Genomic DNA, 17,276 nt, shown 5'->3' with positions numbered 1-17,276 from the left:
TCAATGGACACGGTGCCACCTCACTTATGGACTCGACTAGAAAAGTCCATAACTTTTTCTCCTCTAACAAGGAGGCGCACGATAAGGGGTGCGGACCGAATTCTCATTGTTTCGAATTCATCGAACCAAACTCGCTTTACTAAACCAGACAATCCATAAAATGGATACGAATGCTTGTTTGGCATCAGCCCATTTCATAAACCTCTATCATCTATTCACACCAACCATAGACTCTCTAAAGACAAAGTGTTTATTACTTTTTCTGATTACTTGTAATTATACGTTACAAAATCGAAATGGTCAAGTAATTTTTAGAAATTTTCTAAACAATTCGAAAATTCAGTTTCCATTCAGTTTCCATTGTCTGAATCCATTAAAAACTAACAAAAAGCCACTCTGCTTAAGTGACTTTCTAAAAAAACTGTACTCACAAGCGAAGCGCTTATATCAAAGATAGTTTTAACTAGTCAAGGTCATTTTTAAGGGAATACTGACTGTATTTCAAAAAATTAACGATGTGTAGCTTAAACAATAGCCTTAGATGGACATTCTGAACCTGTGACGATAGGTTCTAAGACTCCTTTTTGGAAAGGATTATCCCTCTCTTTATCAATGAATAGGTAAAATAGGCTAGTATTCCCCCCATTGTATTGGTCCATAAATCATCGATTTCAAAGACGCGTTGGGCATCAATCAGCAAATCCAGTAGTAATTGTGTGCATTCAATAAAAAGGCTGATACAAAAACTATAACGAATCACCGCTCGAAGGCTCCGCCATTCTTCCCTAAGAAACAAAAGAAGAAAAACCAGAGGGAAAAGTAGAAAAATATTAGTGATGTTTTGCAAGAAAATCCATCCTAGGTCCGCCAAACTATCTACCTTGTCCCCGTTGACGATGCTGTTGAAAGGCGTTGGTAAAAGATAGAGACGGCCGATTTGAATAATTCCTGGGGTCGAGAAATCCTTATACTGTGGGTACCAAGTCTGAGGTAGAAAACAAAGTAAAACAATAGCCAGAGCATAGGCTCCAGCTAAGGTCTTACAAATCTGTCTTCCTAGCTTGGTCAAGTTTCCATCTGCTTGGAAGAATTTTCTCATGCTCGAATACCTGCCTTTGCTTTTGCGGCTGCAATACGAGCACGTGCTTTTTCACGGTCCTTTTTGAGGGTATTGGAACGCAATTGACCACAAGCCGCATCGATATCTGTACCATGTTCCTGGCGAACAACGCAGTTGACCCCGTTTTTCTTCAAGACATCAAAGAAAGCCAAGGTCCGTTCTCTAGTTGAACGGCTGTACTGGTCATGCTCACTTACAGGGTTGTAGGGAATCAAGTTGATATAAGACAATTTTCGGATGTTCTTGGTCAAATCAGCCAATTCCTGCGCCTGTTCCACTCCATCATTGACCTCATTGAGCATGATATACTCAAAAGTCACACGGCGGTTGGTCACCTTGATATAGTCCTCAATCGCTTCAAACAAGACTTCGATTGGATAGCGACGGTTGATGCGCATGATGCTGGAACGAAGGTCGTTATTTGGCGCGTGAAGAGATACTGCCAAGTTAACCTGAACTCCCTCGCGGGCAAAATCACGGATTTTCGGTGCCAAACCAGATGTTGACACTGTGATATGACGAGCACCAATTGCCAAGCCCTTATCGTCATTGACCACACGCAAGAAGGTCATAACATTGTCATAGTTATCAAGCGGCTCACCAATCCCCATGACAACGATATGGCTAACACGCTCATTCTGGTTGCGCTCATCTAGGTATTTTTGCACCAACATAATCTGAGCTACAATCTCACCGCTGGTCAAGTCCCGTTGCTTCGGAATCAATCCAGATGCACAGAAGGTACAACCGATATTACAGCCAACTTGTGTCGTTACACAGACAGAAAGACCATAATGCTGGTGCATGAGAACTGTCTCAATCAACATGCCATCTGGCAGTTCAAAGAGGTATTTGATAGTACCGTCCTTAGACTCCTGTACAATCCGTTGTTTGAGCGGGTTAACTACAAAATTCTCTTCCAACTTTTCAATCAAAGATTTTGGCAAGTTGGTCATTTCCGCAAAGGATTGAACACGAGAACGGTAAAGCCATTCCCAAATTTGAGTGGCACGGAACTTCTTCTCTCCGTTTTCTAAAATCCAATCAACCAGATTGGCTTGACTAAATGCATAAATTGATGGTTTCATATTTCTCCCTATTTCTGGCGGATAACAAAGTTACGCTTCACTTCATTCATCTCACGCTTGCTCTGCTTACGCTCACGTTTTTGAGAACGCTCCGTTTGACTCGCCTTAACACCAGCATTCTTCATAGTAAAATGACGTTGTTCCGACTGTTTGTTCTGCTGCTTCCCTTTTTTCTGACGGTCATTGCGATTATTTTTGTTTTCTTTTGGCGCAATAGGCTCCGTCCGCTGTTGATTTCTGTTACGATTGCGAGAACGACTCCGCTTCCGACGAGGTTTATCCTCCTCCTCAGCAGGCAAGTCTTGTGGATTCGGATTGGCTAGGACGAAATAAGCACAACCAAAATTACAATACTCCGTCAAATAGTCGTCCAAGCGGCTGATTTTTAAGTCTGATTTAACATTTTTATCGTCTGTATAGAATCCCCTTAATCTCAGCTGCTCATTGCCCCAATCTCCCACGATATAATCAAACTTGAGCATGAGTTGTGAAAAACGTTGACCAAAAATCGTCTGGTCAAAAGCATTCTTGTAATCTTCCAAAAGGTCCAATTCAATATTTTCAGATACAACCTTATCTCCGACACGAGCAAAACTCGGACCAGGGTATTTATTATAGTTATACATTTCAGGTGAAATTTCTTTTTTCATTTGTCCTCCTATCTTATAAAATCTTCATACGTAAAAATTATTTGATTAATAATCTATCTGGTCAGAATCTAAATTCTCACACTTAACCTTATCATTATAACACGATTTATCTGGAAATTCTTCTACTTTACCATTTAGGAGAAATTTCTGACAATTATAATATTATTCTCTAACAAAAAAGGACGATTTACTCGCCCTTTGTTTTCTTCAAATAATCAATAGCCTCTTGAACCGTTTTCACAGGAACTACCTCAATATCCAATCCTGCTTTCTCCGCAGCTTCCTTAGCTTCTTCATAGTTAGTTTTAGCCTTTGGATCTTCCTTCAAAACTTCCACATCAACTGGATTGTTTGGTACGAAAAAGATACTTGCACCTGACTTAGCTGCCGAAATAACCTTCTTATCAGCCCCACCAATGTCACCTACTTTTCCATCCTGCTCGATAGTCCCCGTACCAGCAATAATTCGACCATCACGTAAGTCAGGCTCTGCGAGTTGAGTATAGATGGCAAGTGTAAACATCAGACCAGCACTTGGACCACCAATATCTCCCGTTTGAAAATCAATCGGAATCGAACTTTGAACCTCTGTATGATCTACGAGAGTGATGCCGATTCCGTTTTTGCCATTAGACAATTTGATAATCTTACCGTCCGCAGATTTCTCCTGGCCAGCGCTAATATAACCAACTGTTACATCACTTCCTAGTTCCAAGCCACTCACATATTTAATCAAATCAGGAGAAGACTCAAATGTTTTTCCATTGATACTCACAACAGTATCGGCAATATTAAGAACTTTTTTAAAGGTCGAATCATCCGCCAAGGCAAGTACATAGACACCAAAGAAATCAAGATTGACTTCTTTTCCTGCCAAGGTCAAACCTTGATACTTTGCCATATTTTGCGATGTCTCCATGTAAAACTGTGCTATACGGAAATACTCTTCATTGTCGGCTCCTCCTGTCATCTCTTCAGAGGAGCGAACTGTCGTATAGGGATCAAACTGAGCAGCGAATAGTTGTAAAGCTGTAGCTTGTTGGACTGATACATAGGTGAAGTTGTAAGAGCCATCCTCTTGGTCTATTTGATTGTTCACCGTTAGTACCTGACGAATATCGGCAGCTCCACCTGGACTTTCCAGATAATAAGGCAGACGAACAAAAACGGCAAACCAAATCAAAAGAGTTCCTAAAACAATAGACGCAATTAGGGTTAACTTCCTATTTTTCTTCATTCTTTCTAATCTCCTCACTAACAATTTCTGGAACATAAGGGCCTATGTCCTGTTTGAAATACAGCAATTCTCGAACCTGGCTGGATGATACGAACTTAAGCTCTGGCTTGGCGATTAAATAAATAGTTTCCAAATCTGGCGCCAACTGACGATTGTAAAAATCAAAACTTGACTCGTATTCCAAATCGGTCGCATTACGCAATCCTCGGACCAAATGTGTTACTCCATAGCGCTTAGCTACATCGACTACCAATTCATTTTCAGACAGAACGACCTCGATATTCTCCATTCCTACAAAAAGCTTCTCCAAAATGGCTTTTCTCTCCAAGCCCGTCAAGAGTCCTGCCTTTTTAGGATTGGTAAAAACTCCCACATATAATTTATCAAATAGTCCACTCGCTCGTTCAATTAAGTCCAAGTGTCCATTGGTAATGGGGTCAAATGAGCCCGTAAACAATCCAATCTTATCTGACATATACTGTTACCTTACTAATTCCGTAGAGTTTCTCTTTCCATATCCCCAGCTCTGCTATTTCTTCCGGAAGAGAGACCGCCTTATCCGTTTCGCAGACTACCATAACATCATCTGCTAGTAAGTCACGGCGACAAAGTTCTGTTATCACATCTTCAATTTCCTGCTCTGCATAAGGAGGGTCCAAGAATACCAGGTCGAAAGGACCTTCCACACTGTTCAAAGCCTGTCTAGCTTCCATTGCTAGAAGCTGAAATTTATCTGCTTCCTTAGTCATTGCAATATTTTCACGGATAATGGCTTGTGCTCGTCGATCTCGCTCAACCAGAACTGCTGACTCCATGCCACGAGATATAGCCTCGATAGATAAACCACCACTGCCGGCGTACAAGTCAAGAACTCTACCACCCTCAAAATAGGGACCAATCATATTAAACATGGCTCCACGGACCTTATCCGATGTCGGTCTGGTTGTTTTTCCATCTAACGTTTTCAGTGGTCTTCCACCATAGCTTCCCGATACAATTCTCATAAGGTATATTATAGCAAAAAATGAAGCTCGTTGCTGAAACCAAGTGCACTTCCTGCTTTCCTTTTTGCACCAACTTTTTCAACCTTCCGCCAAATACACTCTCAACCGCTATAGCAGGAAATCATTCTCGCGCTATGCAACAAAATGTTAAAAATAAAAAGCAAGGAAATTCTGTTTTACGCGAAATTCCTCACTCTTATCGTATGTATTTAAACTAGATCGTTACAAGAAAAAATTAGTGTTAAAATACAAATAGCTATTTTTTCCAGTATGCTAATACGCCATAAAGAACCAGTAGCTAAAAAGCCTACGGATTATCTGGTGAACTCTCGTCAGCTGTTGGAACTGTTTCCACTGACTCAACCAGGCTAGTTGTTGAATCTGTCGTTTCCGCCGGTGTTTCAGAAACTGTTGAAGTTTCTACCACAGGTGCTCCTTCACTAGTCGGAGGGACTGAAGTACTTGTACTAGTTGACGCCACGCTGCTTGTATACTGGCTTGTTGAACTCACACTTTGGTTTCCATATATATTTTGATTAGGTACTACATAAGATTCTTGTGAGGTCTCACTAGCTTCAGCAAGGTCCGTTGACTGACTGGTCCCTGTTTCAGATATTTTTTTCTCATCAGCTACTTTTTGGGCTGCTTCCGCCCTGACCAACTCCGCTTTTAGCTTAGCCTGTGTTTGAGCATCTGTCTGCTGTCCTACTTGCTCTTTTACTTGGTCAATCCGTTTCTGTAATGCTGCTTTTTTAGTCGCATCCGTAACCTTGTTTACTGCAGATTGTGCCTCTGCAAGTTTCTCTTCAGTATGTGTTCCTTCTAATACAATGACAGCATTCTCAGCATCCTGAAATACTGTATCAACCGTTTTTTTCTGATTGGGCGCTTGCTGTACTGTCTTTGTATCACTTGTTTCGCTTTGAGCATTTTTATACCAACTAGCGCCTAAGCTAATCAATAAAATAAGTCCCATAAAAGAAATAATGCCAATTTCTGCCAATGACAACTTTTCAAATTTCTTTTCCATATTTTTGCCCTTATCCGTCTTATTGCATAAGAAAATACTCTAGCCTACTGACAATGTTACTTAGTCGTTTTTACCTTACCATTCCATCCATTTAGACCATAGCTTAAAATATAGATTTCGTTAAAGCCCTGTTTCTTCAGATGAAGGGCTGCAGGCGTTACCAACTGACCACGATCATTCTCATAGATCAAGACAGGTCTGTCCTTACGCAAAGCAGCTGTAGACTGGCGTAATTGCTGGTAAGGAATATTTCTCGCACCTAAGATATGCTTACGATTAAACTCACTCGGATCTCGCAGGTCAATCAACTGACCTCCGTGTATCTTTTCTGCAAATTCTACATTATCAATCACCGTCGCCGCACGGCGCAATCTCCAGTAATTAAAACCCATCCAGGCTCCCAATACTGCCAAAAATACTAAAAATACCCAAAATGTTTCCATCACTCATTCTCCCTTGATTTCTGATACTCTAATTCCAAACGATGTTCACGCCTCAAAACAAGCTCTGCTTCCATATATTCCAACCGATCTAAGACACCTGCCTGATAGATTCTATTTAATTCTATCTGCATCATTTCAATATCGTAGAGACGGTTGCCCATATAGACAATTATACCAAACCGTTTGAGTAATTGTTGCACATCATAAAGTCTTTTCATAAAAAAATTGTAGCAGAATTTTAGGTGTTTTTCAATATAAAAAATCAGTTGGAATTTATGAAATGCTTAAAAAGGATTGGATAAATCACCAATATAATCCAATTCTAATATAGGCATTCAGTTTGCTTTTAGTACTCGCTCCAACTATCTGGGAGATAGTTGGAGACTGGGGATAAAGTGAACGATGTTCACGTCAAAAGCTGCAGGCATAACTGAAGTTAGGCAAAGTGAGTTCAAATAATGATAAAATTATTTGAAGTTGGAAATAAGGAAACGAAGTTTCCCCATTCGCCGAGGTAATAAAAGATAAACTGAGTGTCTATATCATAACCAACCCTTTTCCTGTGCCACCTTAACAGCAGCCGTGCGGTTTTCAGCTCCCAGCTTGGCCAAGATAGAGGTCATGTAGTTGCGGACCGTCCCGTCAGACAGATAGAGCTGGCTGGCAATTTCCTTATTGGACAATCCATTCGCCACCAATTTAAGTAGGTGACATTCTTGTTCCGTCAAGGGACTGCGTTGGGTCAGGAGAATATCCATTAGCTCTGGCGAGTACTCCTTCCGCCCCGCCAAGACCGTTTCAATGGTCCGCATAAGGTCCGAAATGGAGCGCTCTTTGAGCACATAGGCATCTACATCAGCCTTGACCGCTCGCTCAAAATAGCCTGGTCGCTTGAAGGTAGTCATGATGACAACCTTGACGGGCAGGGATTTCTCACGCACCCATTCCAGGACATCCAGCCCCGTCTTCTCAGGCATTTCAATATCTAAGAGTAGCACATCTACTGGCTCTTTTTCCAAAAGAACAATGGCCTGACTGCCATTTTCTGCCTGTAAAACAGCCTCAACCGCATCTTGAAAGGCCAAGAGCTGACAGAGGGCGTCCCGCAGCATAGCCTGGTCTTCTGCGACTAAGATTCTCATTCTACCACCTCCTCAAGCGGAATTCGTATGGACAGGCGGGTAGGCTGTGCCAGAGAAAGAAATTCCAAACTCCCCTGCACCGTCACCAGTCTATCCTTTATGGTATGCAATTCTTGACCTGTCAACTGGGCAAAGCCCACACCATTGTCTTCGTAGTACAAGACTAATTCTTGCTGGTCTTCTTCAACTATCAAACGGCACTTACTAGCCTGGCTGTGTTTGAGCAGGTTATTGCCCAACTCTCTCAACACCATGGCCAGTTTGTTCTGGACAGGCAAGCTGAGCTGCTCTGCTATTTCCCCACCCAAAACAACCAAATCCACTCCTGCCAAATCTAACATCTGCTGCAAAATCTGGAGTTCCTCTGCCACGGTGTGCTGCTTGAGGGACTGGACAATCTGGCGGACATCCTGCATGGAGTCCTTGGCTAAGGTCTGGAGCTCCTGCACTTCCTTCTTGGCCTGGTCAATCTGGTCGTGGTCCAAAAGAGTCTTGACCAGCTCCGCCTTGACGGACAGCATAGCAAAGACATGGCCCAGGGTGTCGTGCAAGTCCTGACCGATGCGGTTGCGTTCGTTCTCAGCAAGCAGGAGGTTAATGGAAGCATTTTGCTCCTGAATCCGTTGCTGGAGGGCTTCCCGCTTGGTTTCAATCCAGCTGAAAATCAGCAAGGCCAGGCCGAAAAAGTGAATGATGAGTGCAAAGGCCCGCATCTCAAAGGGGACTGGTCCAAAGAGAGCCCAGAGGATAATGACCAGCAACAAAATCCCATAGGACACCGTTCGATAGGTCGGCCGAGTTTCCTTATAATACCAGCTCAGCATATTGGATAGGTTGAAGATGAAGAGTGAAAATTGCAGATTGCACCAAAAACTCATGACGGCGATATAGCCAATCAGGTAAAACCAGCCCAGCATGGAATAGAGCTTGTGGTCCGTGTAAAAGAGAGAACAATAGACCAAGGCAAAGAGAATGGTTGCTAGAATAACCGCCGTCGGATTTGGACTATACTGGGCGTAATAAAGTGGAAAATAGAGAAAGACCATGCCCACGAAGAACATGAGTGGTATCTTTCTTTTCTCAAAAATCATGGGTCACCTCACTGCTGTTCAGATTTTCTATGAATAGCCAGAGCAATTCCTAAGAAAATTATGGCATATCCTAGGACAATTAGCAAGGATTTCCAGAGAAAAACTCCCTCTTGGGCATAGGTGGTCACCAGCTGATTAACATGGTAGCTGGGCATAAGTTTGCAAATTCGCTGTACCCAGTCAGGAAAGAGGGAGACAGGCATCCAAGAGCCACCCATGATAGCCAGAACAAAGTAGAGCAAGTTGGCCACCACCGACATGGTTTGTTCCGACTGGATTTGCACCAAAAGTAAGCCAATGGCTAGAAATACGATAGAAGTTACTAAAAGCAAGAGAGCCGAAATTCCCCATTCTTGAGCTGTCATCTCAACTCCCTTGACTAAGCCACCCACCGCAAAGACAATGGCAATGGAAGACACAAAGCAGAGCAAGACCCGCACGAGTTTGGACAGATAATATTGCCAGATTGGTAGGGGAGAATGCTGGATAAAGGTTAACCAACTATTGTTTCTATCTTCCGCCAACATCATGGGAAAGGTAAAGAGGGCAAAGCCCGACATGGAAAAACCTGTCATGGTCAGCATATAGGACTGGATAAAGGCTTTTTGCGTGGTCGCATCATCAAACTGAACCGTTGATGAAAAAATCAGGAAAAAGATAAGAGGCATCCCGATTGACAGGAGAAAAACTCCCAAACTTCTAGATAATTTGACAGCTTCTACTTTCACCAATGCTTTCATGATTCTCCCTCCCTTGTCTTGTCAAATAGACTGTTGAGCAGGGTCTTGTTCTGCACCTCTAAGTCTGAAATCCGACAGCCTGCTTCCTGCAAATTCGCCCAAACCTGCTCAATAGCTCGGGTCTTGAAGCTGACCGTGTCCTGCTTATAGCTGATGTCGTCAATCGCATCTAAGCCCTCCACCACCGTCGCAAAGCGGATTGGCAGTGCTACTTCTTTTTCCTGCTCCTCACTCCGCATGGCAAATGGCGTCGTATCCCGCAAGAGCCTACCCTGGTGCAAGACCAAAATCCGCTCCGCCGTATGCTCCACTTCCTCGATGTAGTGGCTGGTATAAAAAATGGTCACACCCTTTTCCTTCAAGTCATGTACAATCTCCCAAAAACGCTGACGGGTCGACGTATCCATGCCCGCCGTTGGCTCGTCCAAAAAGAGCAACTTGGGCTTGCCAATCAGGCAAATGACAAAGGCCAAGAGCCGCTTCTGACCACCCGATAGCTTGCCTGCCAGCTGATTTTTTTGCTCTGGGGAAAAGCGGAGCAGGCTGTCGATTTCCACATCTGTCAGACTGTCCTTGTAGATAGCTTGAAAAAAGCGGAGCAATTCCTTGACCTTCAAGTCCGTTGGAATAGCATTTTCTTGAGGTAAAACTGCTACTGTTTCTTTATTGGGCCGAGCCTGCGGAGCCAGACCGTCCAACAAAACCTTCCCTTTCGTCGCCTTTCTATCGCCCAACAAACAGGACATGAGCGTTGTCTTCCCAGCCCCGTTGGGACCAATCAAGGCCACACATTCCCCAGACTGTATCTCAAAGGAAATATCAGACAAAATGGTCCGTCCTTTGATGATTTTTTCTAGTGCTTCTACTTCTATCATCTTGCTACCTCCTACTTCTTGAACATCTTACATAGACAGTATATCTCGAAAAAGGAAGTCACACTAGAAGCCTTTGTCATGGACTGATATGACAAATGTCATATTATACTCAATGAAAATCAAAAGCAGCCTAGGAAACGAAGTTGAAGATAGAACTCTGTTACTATCTTGTTTCAAGGTAACAGGCTGAAAAGCTCCACCGGAGCTTTTCACTCATCAAGGCTCTTGACAACGGATAATGTTGATTTTCGAAGAGTATTAAATAATACAGCAAAAAAGAGTCCTACTGGGGACCCTTCATCTATTTACAACTTAGGCGCTTGACCAAGTTCTGCCTGCAACATCCAAATATGTTTTTCAATACTAGCCTTAGCCACATTGAAAATGTCGTTGGTTACGCTGTCACCTTCTTCATCACTGACATCAAATCCCTTTTGGAAAAGAGCAGCCAGATAGCGGAACACCTCTACCACACGCGCCAATTGCTCTTCAATCGTTACAGTGTAATCACCAGGAACTTCCTTGAGCTGACTATTTTCACTAAACTCTTTAAGGGTAGAAAATGGTGCCCCACCTAAGGTGATTAAACGCTCACTCATCTCATCCAAATAGCCATCAATTTCTTCCATATATTCATCCATCTTTGGATGCCAAATCATAAAGCCACGACCACGCATATACCAATGAACTTGATGGAGGATAGAATGGGCTACTGATAAATCGGCCACCGCTTGATTCAAAACAGCCTTAGAATCAGCCAGTGATGGACGCGGGCTGAAAGACGCAATTTCTGCTGGAGATTGATAATATTTTTGTTTCATCATATATCACCCTTTCTTTTATTTATAATTATTATAAATAAAAGAAGAAAAAATTGCAAGAATTATCCCTCATCCTCCTCTGACCTATTGATAAACAAATCCCTTGCTATATTAACTTATATACGTTAGACTAGTAAGTAAGAATAGTATGTGATTTTCTTTTTAGAAAATCATCGCCCCATATGTGTATATCAAGGAGGGATTTTATGTCAGAAGAAAAATTTGACGCAAAACTAGAACAGCTATCTGGCTCTGCAAAAGAGGTAATTGGTAAGCTGACCGGCGACAAGGAAATCGAAGTTGAAGGACTTGTTGAGAAAGGAATTGGCAAAGCAAAAGAGCTAGTCGAAGATGCAAAAGATGGGCTTGAAGGTGCCATTAACGGCATCAGAAATGCTTTCGACAAAGAAGAGAAATAAACAAAGAGTTCAATATAGGTAGGATTGCTCGTGCACTGTTTGATAATGAACATTACACTCAATTTGGTCTTTTACCTGTAGCCCGAACAAAAATATGCAGAGAGGGGAACTCAGACATTTACCTGTCGAGTCTGCCTTCTCTTTTCTTATGCCACGAAGGGAGAATCTATGAAAAAAATCGTTTTTGTCTGTCTTGGAAATATTTGTCGTAGCCCTATGGCTGAATTTGTCATGAAAGATTTGACAAATCAATTTCATATTGAAAGCCGTGCTACTTCAAACTGGGAACATGGTAATCCTATCTACCCTGGAACTCAGAAAATTTTCCAAAAGCACAATATTCCCTATGACCAAAATAAATCATCACAGCAAATGAGCCAGACAGATTTCGAAACATTTGATGTCATCATTGGTATGGACAGCAATAATGTCCGAGATTTACAGAAAATGGCACCAGCACATGCCCAAAATAAGATTTTTCAATTCGCAGAAAAATCCGTACCAGACCCTTGGTATACTGGAGATTTTGACGAAACCTACGAAATGGTAAAGAAAGGTTGCCAAGACTGGTTGGACAGGTTACAGTCATTTGACCAAGAATAAGATTTTTTATGTAATATTTTTGTAATATTTGTAAAAAAATGGTAAACTATTTCTGACTGAACTGATAATTTCTTACTGTATCCTAGAAAGAACTGATTAGCATCGGTCAAATCCTATGAAAGAGTAAAACGATGAAAGAGTTCAAATTACCTAGTATAAAATGGCATAATATAACAAGTCATTTCACCCGTCCAAAACTTGAAATCCTCTCCCTTATTATCATCCTCATCTGTGCCCTCTCTGTATTTACAGGGCGAATTGCCAGCAAGCAAGCCATGACTTTCAATAATGGCGCCCTGCAGTACAACGGTTATGTGGTTGCAAATAAAATGAATGGTCAAGGAAAATTGACATTTGATAATGGAGATGTCTACGAAGGACAATTTACAAATGGAATTTTCCACGGTCAAGGAACCTACACATCTGCAAGTGGGTGGGTTTATACCGGGCAATTTAAAAACGGCTATGCCGATGGAAAAGGAAAATTGACCACCGAAGGACAAGCTACCTACGAAGGAACTTTTAAACAGGGGATTTATCAATATGAAAATTAAATGGTTATCCGTTATACGTGTGATTGGATTAGTCTTTGTCCTACTCTATCATTTCTTTATCAAATATTTCCCAGGTGGCTTTGTAGGGGTTGACCTCTTCTTTACCCTGTCTGGATATTTGACAACCGCCCTTTTGATTGATGAGTTTGCAAAACATAAAAAAATAGATATTGTCAGCTTTTTCAGAAGAAGGTTCTATCGGATTATCCCCCCTCTGGTTTTAACGATTCTTTTGGTTCTTCCACTTGCTCTGCTTGTCCGCAATGATTTCATTGCCAATATCGGCAATCAGATAGCCGCTGCGCTCGGATTCATGACAAACTTCTTTGAAATTCTATCTGGTGGTAGTTACGAGAATCAATTTTCACCTCATCTATTTGTTCATACTTGGACCCTAGCCATAGAAGTTCAGTATTACCTTGTCTGGGCTGGTTTAGTTTGGTATCTGACTCGCATCTCAAAAAGTGTGGGGCAACTACGTGGATCAATTTTTCTAACATCTATAAGCCTCTTCTCGCTAAGTTTTTTAGCAATGTCTATCTCAAGTTTCTTTGTGGATAATTTCTCAACCATTTACTACTCGAGCTTTACCCATACCTTCCCATTCTTCCTCGGAAGCATTCTCGCAACCATCGCTGGTATCGGAAATACAACAACTGCCTTCCAGCAACAAGTGAATACATTGAGTATCAAACAAGCTATAGGTCTGTTTCTTGGAGGACTAGGAGTAGAACTTCTTCTTCTCTTTACTCTTCAATTCAGTTCCATCTGGACCTATCTAATTGGTTTTCTTCTATCCAGTTTAGCTACAGTAACTATGATTTTTGCTGCTCGGGTACTTCACGAGAAAACCGAAGATATCAAAGAACCTGCAATTATCCTCTTCTTTGCAAGTATTTCTTATGGTATCTACCTCTTCCATTGGCCCTTGCTCATTATCTTTACACAATTGACAAATGCCTCTATCGCTGCGGGATTATCCTTTGTTTTTTCTACTATCCTATCAACTATTTCCTTCTATATTCTAGAACCATATATTGCTGGCAAAGTAGGAAGCTTGTTTGGATTAGCAACGGACTTAAAACCATATAAAAAATGGCTTCTTGGTAGCTTTGCTTGCTTGACCATAGTTGGCTTAGGTATCTGTCTGTTTGCACCAAAATTAGGAAGTTTTGAACAAGAGAGCATGGTTAGCAATCTTTATCAAGCTCAGACCCAACTAAATACAACACGATCTGCTGCTGAAAATGCTAAAGCTACTAGTTTTGAAATTCAAAAAGGAGTTATCATCTTTGGCGATTCTGTTACTGTTCGCGCTAGTTCTGCCATACAGACCGCGCTACCAGATGCACAGATCGATGGAACTGTCAGTCGAAATCTCTCTGAAATTGCTAAATTGATAAATCTTTATAAGCAAAATAATAGCTTGAAAGAGACTGTAGTTGTAGCCCTAGGTACAAATACTACGGATAATTATCAGGAACTACTAGACCAACTAGTCAAAGATTTTCCAAAAGGACGTCGCCTTATTTTTGTCACTCCTTACGATGGAAACTTCACTCCGAGCGAATCCATTTCTTATCAAACTGGTCAATACGAGAAAGAATTGGCTGAAAAATATGATTACATTTCCATTGCAGACTGGTATCAAGTTGCAAAGGATAATCCACCAATTTGGTACAATACCGACCTTGTTCATTTCAATCTTGAAAGTAATGGAGGCGAAGTCTTCGCCCAAACGATAAAAAATGCTGTTGAAGCCGTTGCTGATGGTCCAATCAAAAACTAGATTTATACATCATCATCCTCTGAGAATTTCTCGGAGGATTTTTGCACGATTTTCCGATAAGTCCAGTGCGAACTCTAAGAAATGGCGCTGTGCCTGAGCTCAGTCTCAATAAATCTTGTGAAATAAGCCACTTCTACAAAGGACGGCAAAGCGAAGTAACGATAATCGAAAGATGACAAGTTAAAACTCCTACCTTTTACAGTAGGAGTTGGTGTCAAATTGACTATTTTTGCTTACTTTGGAAACGCCATTCAAAACGTTTCTGATCGTAAAATGGATACATCATTTGTAAAAGAGTGACGGCAAGTAGCCAACCGCCGATAATATCTGTCGGATAGTGAACCCCAATATAGATACGGGATACAGCTACCAGGATAGCAAGTAGAATCAACACGGCTTGTAGCACCAATCTAGCTATGCCTTTCTTCATCCTCTGGTGAACAATAATAACAACTGCTCCTGCAATCATCATAGTTGATGCAGTATGCCAGCTAGGAAATGAGTAACCGATGGTATCAATCAACCATTCAATACTTGGACGCGGACGTTGGTAGACATATTTCAGGGCTGTGGATGCCACACCCATCGCCGCAAAACTAGCAAGTAGGAAATAAGCTTCTATCTTCCATTTTTTATAGTAGTAAAAGATAGCAGCTAGAACCAAGGTAATAGCTAAAATAATAACTGTATTTCCTAAAACAGTAATAGAGGTCCAAAATTGACTGGCTCCACTTGGTAAATTTCCACGAATGGCAGACTGGACAGTCGAGTCAAAACCTGCTAGGGTAGTAGGATAAAATTTTACTACATAGCCCAATATCACAAAGGCCAGAGCAAAAAAAGATGCGTTTCGTAAATGGATTTGTTTATTCTTCATACAATATAGTTTACCTTATAAAGGTTAAACTTTCTTTAAAATAGGTTGGGCTGCTTTGTAACAGATATAAAATATTGCTGAAAGCACAATCCCTTGTAAAAGATTAAAAGGAAGCACCATCATCAAAAGATAGTTAGTCAGACCCAAGATTTCTTTAATATCAAAGTTTGCAAAGGCTGCATAGACAGGCACCGCATAAACGTAATTTAATACCAGCATCACTGCTGTCGAACCAATTGTTGCAACAGCGGCTGCTTTTAAATAATTTTTTATCGCTTGGTCATTTTTCCAGAAATAAGCTACTGCTAAAATGAAAACTGACATAGCTGCAATATTCATCGGTAAGCCAATAATTGTCGATGGTCCCTGATTATTTAAAATCAGTTTGAGAAAAGTTCGTACCAAAAGGATAGCAAAACTAGACTTCATATCTAGAATAAGCAGACCAAATAAAATCGGTACGAGAGAAAAATCCACTTCCAAGAAACTGGCTGTTGGAATCAGCGGAAATTTCAAGTACATGAGCAGAAAGGATACTGCTGAGAGAATGGCGATAATCGTCATTTTGCGTGTGTTTGTCATAAGGTTCCTCCAATTTTTGAAAATTGAAGAAGCGTGGAAGAGTAGGCAAAAAGCCTCCACTTCGTCTTCTCCCATCCAGACTTTACTGTCGGTTGTGGAATTGCACCACATCAGCTTTCGCTCGCAGACTACCAACGGACTATTTTGTTCTAATACTGCGTTAGCTCATCTCGACATACATTCAGTATAGTCTTCGATTCGCTGCCTAGTCTTAAAATAAGATAGCCACGTTTTACACTGCCGGTCGGGAATTGCACCCTGCCCTGAAGACTATTTCATCATACCAAAAAAGCCTTGCATTTGCAAGAGCTTGGTAAGTTTTCACTATTTTAACTTGTCCCCCTCATAGGTGTGAACCAAATCTAGACCAGCAAACTGTTGCTGCCGAAGAGCCTCATATACAATCATACACGCTGTATTAGAGACATTAAGACTACGCACATGTTCATCGTTCATTGGAATACGGATAGCTTTCTCTGGATGTTCACGCATAAAATCTTCTGGCAAGCCCTTATCTTCACGGCCAAATAAGAAATAATGAATGTTCCCATCATCATAGTCTTCATCCGAATAGGTTTTATCAGCAAATTTAGATACTAAGTGAACACGTCCTTGTTTGCTGGCATAATCCATAAATTCTGCTAAATTGTCATAAAAGCGAACATCTAACTTATCCCAATAATCTAGTCCTGCACGTTTCATCTTACGGTCATCAATTGGAAATCCCATAGGCTTAATGATATGGAGAGGACTATTGGTTGCAGCACAAGTTCGAGCAATATTGCCTGTATTCTGTGGAATCTGTGGTTCAAATAAGACAATGTGGTTTTTGGCTGTTTCTTCTATATACTCTAATGTTTCAATATTCATAAGGACCTCTCTGGTGACATTTCACTAAATACGAATACCCTTCGAAAATCAAATCCAAACCATGTCAGCTTCATTTTGCCGTATACCATGCTTGTTTTCTAGTTTCTTTTTTTGATTTTCATTGAGTAAAAAGACTCGATTGTCTCCTATGGCAAGAAAGACAAAAAAATAGCCACACTGCCCGGAGTCAAGCTCAGCAAACAGCATGGTGAATGATGATTCATTCACTTAACTCACAACAGGTTTGAGTTAAATCAATGAAATCGTGATACTATTGTAGCTTAAAGAAGGCTGAAAATCAAGAGTTTTGCCCCATTTTTTTCAAATTTTCATAGAAAATG

The 17,276-nt window shown here is 41.3% G+C and carries 21 protein-coding genes and 1 riboswitch; of the genes, 4 read left to right on the top strand and 17 right to left on the bottom strand.

Going from position 1 to position 17,276, the window contains the following annotated elements:
• Positions 1-571: 571 nt before the first annotated feature.
• From ODU41_RS01730 to ODU41_RS01665, 14 genes are all read right to left on the bottom strand, one after another.
• Positions 572-1,099 (bottom strand): VanZ family protein, encoded by a 528-nt coding sequence (locus tag ODU41_RS01730; RefSeq protein ID WP_024406669.1) that lies wholly within the window; start codon positions 1,097-1,099, stop codon positions 572-574.
• Positions 1,096-2,208 carry a 23S rRNA (adenine(2503)-C(2))-methyltransferase RlmN gene (rlmN, locus tag ODU41_RS01725; RefSeq protein WP_074391748.1) on the bottom strand — a complete coding sequence of 371 codons (1,113 nt, stop codon included), beginning with the start codon at positions 2,206-2,208 and terminating at the stop codon, positions 1,096-1,098. The genes ODU41_RS01730 and rlmN overlap by 4 nt, the downstream gene beginning before the upstream one ends.
• Before the next feature lie 8 nt (positions 2,209-2,216).
• Positions 2,217-2,858: a YutD-like domain-containing protein gene (locus tag ODU41_RS01720; RefSeq protein WP_074391747.1), complete on the bottom strand. Its 642-nt coding sequence runs from the start codon at positions 2,856-2,858 to the stop codon at positions 2,217-2,219.
• Between the two features lie 187 nt (positions 2,859-3,045).
• Complete coding sequence (locus tag ODU41_RS01715) at positions 3,046-4,095, bottom strand: SepM family pheromone-processing serine protease (RefSeq protein ID WP_014638484.1); 1,050 nt, start codon at positions 4,093-4,095, stop codon at positions 3,046-3,048.
• On the bottom strand, positions 4,082-4,570 hold the full coding sequence (gene coaD / locus ODU41_RS01710) for a pantetheine-phosphate adenylyltransferase (protein WP_002939048.1): 489 nt from the start codon (positions 4,568-4,570) through the stop codon (positions 4,082-4,084). Before coaD ends, ODU41_RS01715 begins: the two co-directional genes overlap by 14 nt.
• Positions 4,560-5,099, bottom strand: a complete 540-nt coding sequence (rsmD, locus tag ODU41_RS01705) for a 16S rRNA (guanine(966)-N(2))-methyltransferase RsmD (RefSeq protein WP_014638485.1) — start codon at positions 5,097-5,099, stop codon at positions 4,560-4,562. Before rsmD ends, coaD begins: the two co-directional genes overlap by 11 nt.
• Positions 5,100-5,406: 307 nt before the next feature.
• The gene (locus ODU41_RS01700) at positions 5,407-6,129 is read right to left on the bottom strand and encodes a serine protease (RefSeq protein ID WP_074391746.1); all 723 of its coding nucleotides are present in this window, start codon (positions 6,127-6,129) and stop codon (positions 5,407-5,409) included.
• A gap of 56 nt (positions 6,130-6,185) precedes the next feature.
• Positions 6,186-6,572 carry a rhodanese-like domain-containing protein gene (locus tag ODU41_RS01695; protein ID WP_044678746.1) on the bottom strand — a complete coding sequence of 129 codons (387 nt, stop codon included), beginning with the start codon at positions 6,570-6,572 and terminating at the stop codon, positions 6,186-6,188.
• Positions 6,572-6,790, bottom strand: a complete 219-nt coding sequence (locus ODU41_RS01690; protein ID WP_004194736.1) for a YqgQ family protein — start codon at positions 6,788-6,790, stop codon at positions 6,572-6,574. The genes ODU41_RS01695 and ODU41_RS01690 overlap by 1 nt, the downstream gene beginning before the upstream one ends.
• A gap of 324 nt (positions 6,791-7,114) precedes the next feature.
• Complete coding sequence (locus tag ODU41_RS01685; RefSeq protein ID WP_074391745.1) at positions 7,115-7,714, bottom strand: response regulator transcription factor; 600 nt, start codon at positions 7,712-7,714, stop codon at positions 7,115-7,117.
• On the bottom strand, positions 7,711-8,805 hold the full coding sequence (locus ODU41_RS01680) for a sensor histidine kinase (RefSeq protein ID WP_171841473.1): 1,095 nt from the start codon (positions 8,803-8,805) through the stop codon (positions 7,711-7,713). The genes ODU41_RS01685 and ODU41_RS01680 overlap by 4 nt, the downstream gene beginning before the upstream one ends.
• 8 nt (positions 8,806-8,813) lie before the next feature.
• Complete coding sequence (locus ODU41_RS01675; protein WP_074391743.1) at positions 8,814-9,545, bottom strand: ABC transporter permease; 732 nt, start codon at positions 9,543-9,545, stop codon at positions 8,814-8,816.
• On the bottom strand, positions 9,542-10,420 hold the full coding sequence (locus tag ODU41_RS01670; protein ID WP_141590614.1) for an ABC transporter ATP-binding protein: 879 nt from the start codon (positions 10,418-10,420) through the stop codon (positions 9,542-9,544). Before ODU41_RS01670 ends, ODU41_RS01675 begins: the two co-directional genes overlap by 4 nt.
• A 305-nt stretch (positions 10,421-10,725) precedes the next feature.
• The gene (locus ODU41_RS01665; protein ID WP_024384587.1) at positions 10,726-11,244 is read right to left on the bottom strand and encodes a DNA starvation/stationary phase protection protein; all 519 of its coding nucleotides are present in this window, start codon (positions 11,242-11,244) and stop codon (positions 10,726-10,728) included.
• Positions 11,245-11,447: 203 nt separating this feature from the next.
• Here ODU41_RS01665 and ODU41_RS01660 point away from each other — a divergent pair, with 203 nt between their 5' ends.
• From ODU41_RS01660 to ODU41_RS01645, 4 genes are all read left to right on the top strand, one after another.
• Entirely contained in the window at positions 11,448-11,660 is a 213-nt protein-coding gene (locus tag ODU41_RS01660; protein WP_074391741.1) for a CsbD family protein, read from the top strand.
• Between the two features lie 168 nt (positions 11,661-11,828).
• Positions 11,829-12,263: a low molecular weight protein-tyrosine-phosphatase gene (locus ODU41_RS01655; RefSeq protein WP_024400988.1), complete on the top strand. Its 435-nt coding sequence runs from the start codon at positions 11,829-11,831 to the stop codon at positions 12,261-12,263.
• Positions 12,264-12,394: 131 nt separating this feature from the next.
• Positions 12,395-12,817 (top strand): hypothetical protein, encoded by a 423-nt coding sequence (locus tag ODU41_RS01650; RefSeq protein WP_074391740.1) that lies wholly within the window; start codon positions 12,395-12,397, stop codon positions 12,815-12,817.
• On the top strand, positions 12,807-14,606 hold the full coding sequence (locus ODU41_RS01645; RefSeq protein ID WP_398578577.1) for an acyltransferase family protein: 1,800 nt from the start codon (positions 12,807-12,809) through the stop codon (positions 14,604-14,606). The genes ODU41_RS01650 and ODU41_RS01645 overlap by 11 nt, the downstream gene beginning before the upstream one ends.
• Positions 14,607-14,829: 223 nt before the next feature.
• Here ODU41_RS01645 and ODU41_RS01640 read toward each other — a convergent pair whose 3' ends face one another.
• From ODU41_RS01640 to ODU41_RS01630, 3 genes are all read right to left on the bottom strand, one after another.
• On the bottom strand, positions 14,830-15,483 hold the full coding sequence (locus tag ODU41_RS01640; protein ID WP_074391738.1) for a phosphatase PAP2 family protein: 654 nt from the start codon (positions 15,481-15,483) through the stop codon (positions 14,830-14,832).
• A gap of 24 nt (positions 15,484-15,507) precedes the next feature.
• Positions 15,508-16,065, bottom strand: a complete 558-nt coding sequence (locus ODU41_RS01635; protein ID WP_029186164.1) for an ECF transporter S component — start codon at positions 16,063-16,065, stop codon at positions 15,508-15,510.
• A gap of 59 nt (positions 16,066-16,124) precedes the next feature.
• Positions 16,125-16,340, bottom strand: a riboswitch (FMN riboswitch).
• A 49-nt stretch (positions 16,341-16,389) separates the two neighbouring features.
• Positions 16,390-16,935 (bottom strand): tRNA (cytidine(34)-2'-O)-methyltransferase, encoded by a 546-nt coding sequence (locus tag ODU41_RS01630; RefSeq protein WP_024400983.1) that lies wholly within the window; start codon positions 16,933-16,935, stop codon positions 16,390-16,392.
• Positions 16,936-17,276 lie beyond the last annotated feature (341 nt).

The organism is Streptococcus sp. 2022WUSS083 (assembly GCF_044427155.1).
GTDB lineage: Bacteria > Bacillota > Bacilli > Lactobacillales > Streptococcaceae > Streptococcus > Streptococcus hashimotonensis.
The sequence above is the reverse complement of the archived record's forward strand: the minus strand, read 5'-3'. Positions and strand labels throughout refer to the sequence as shown.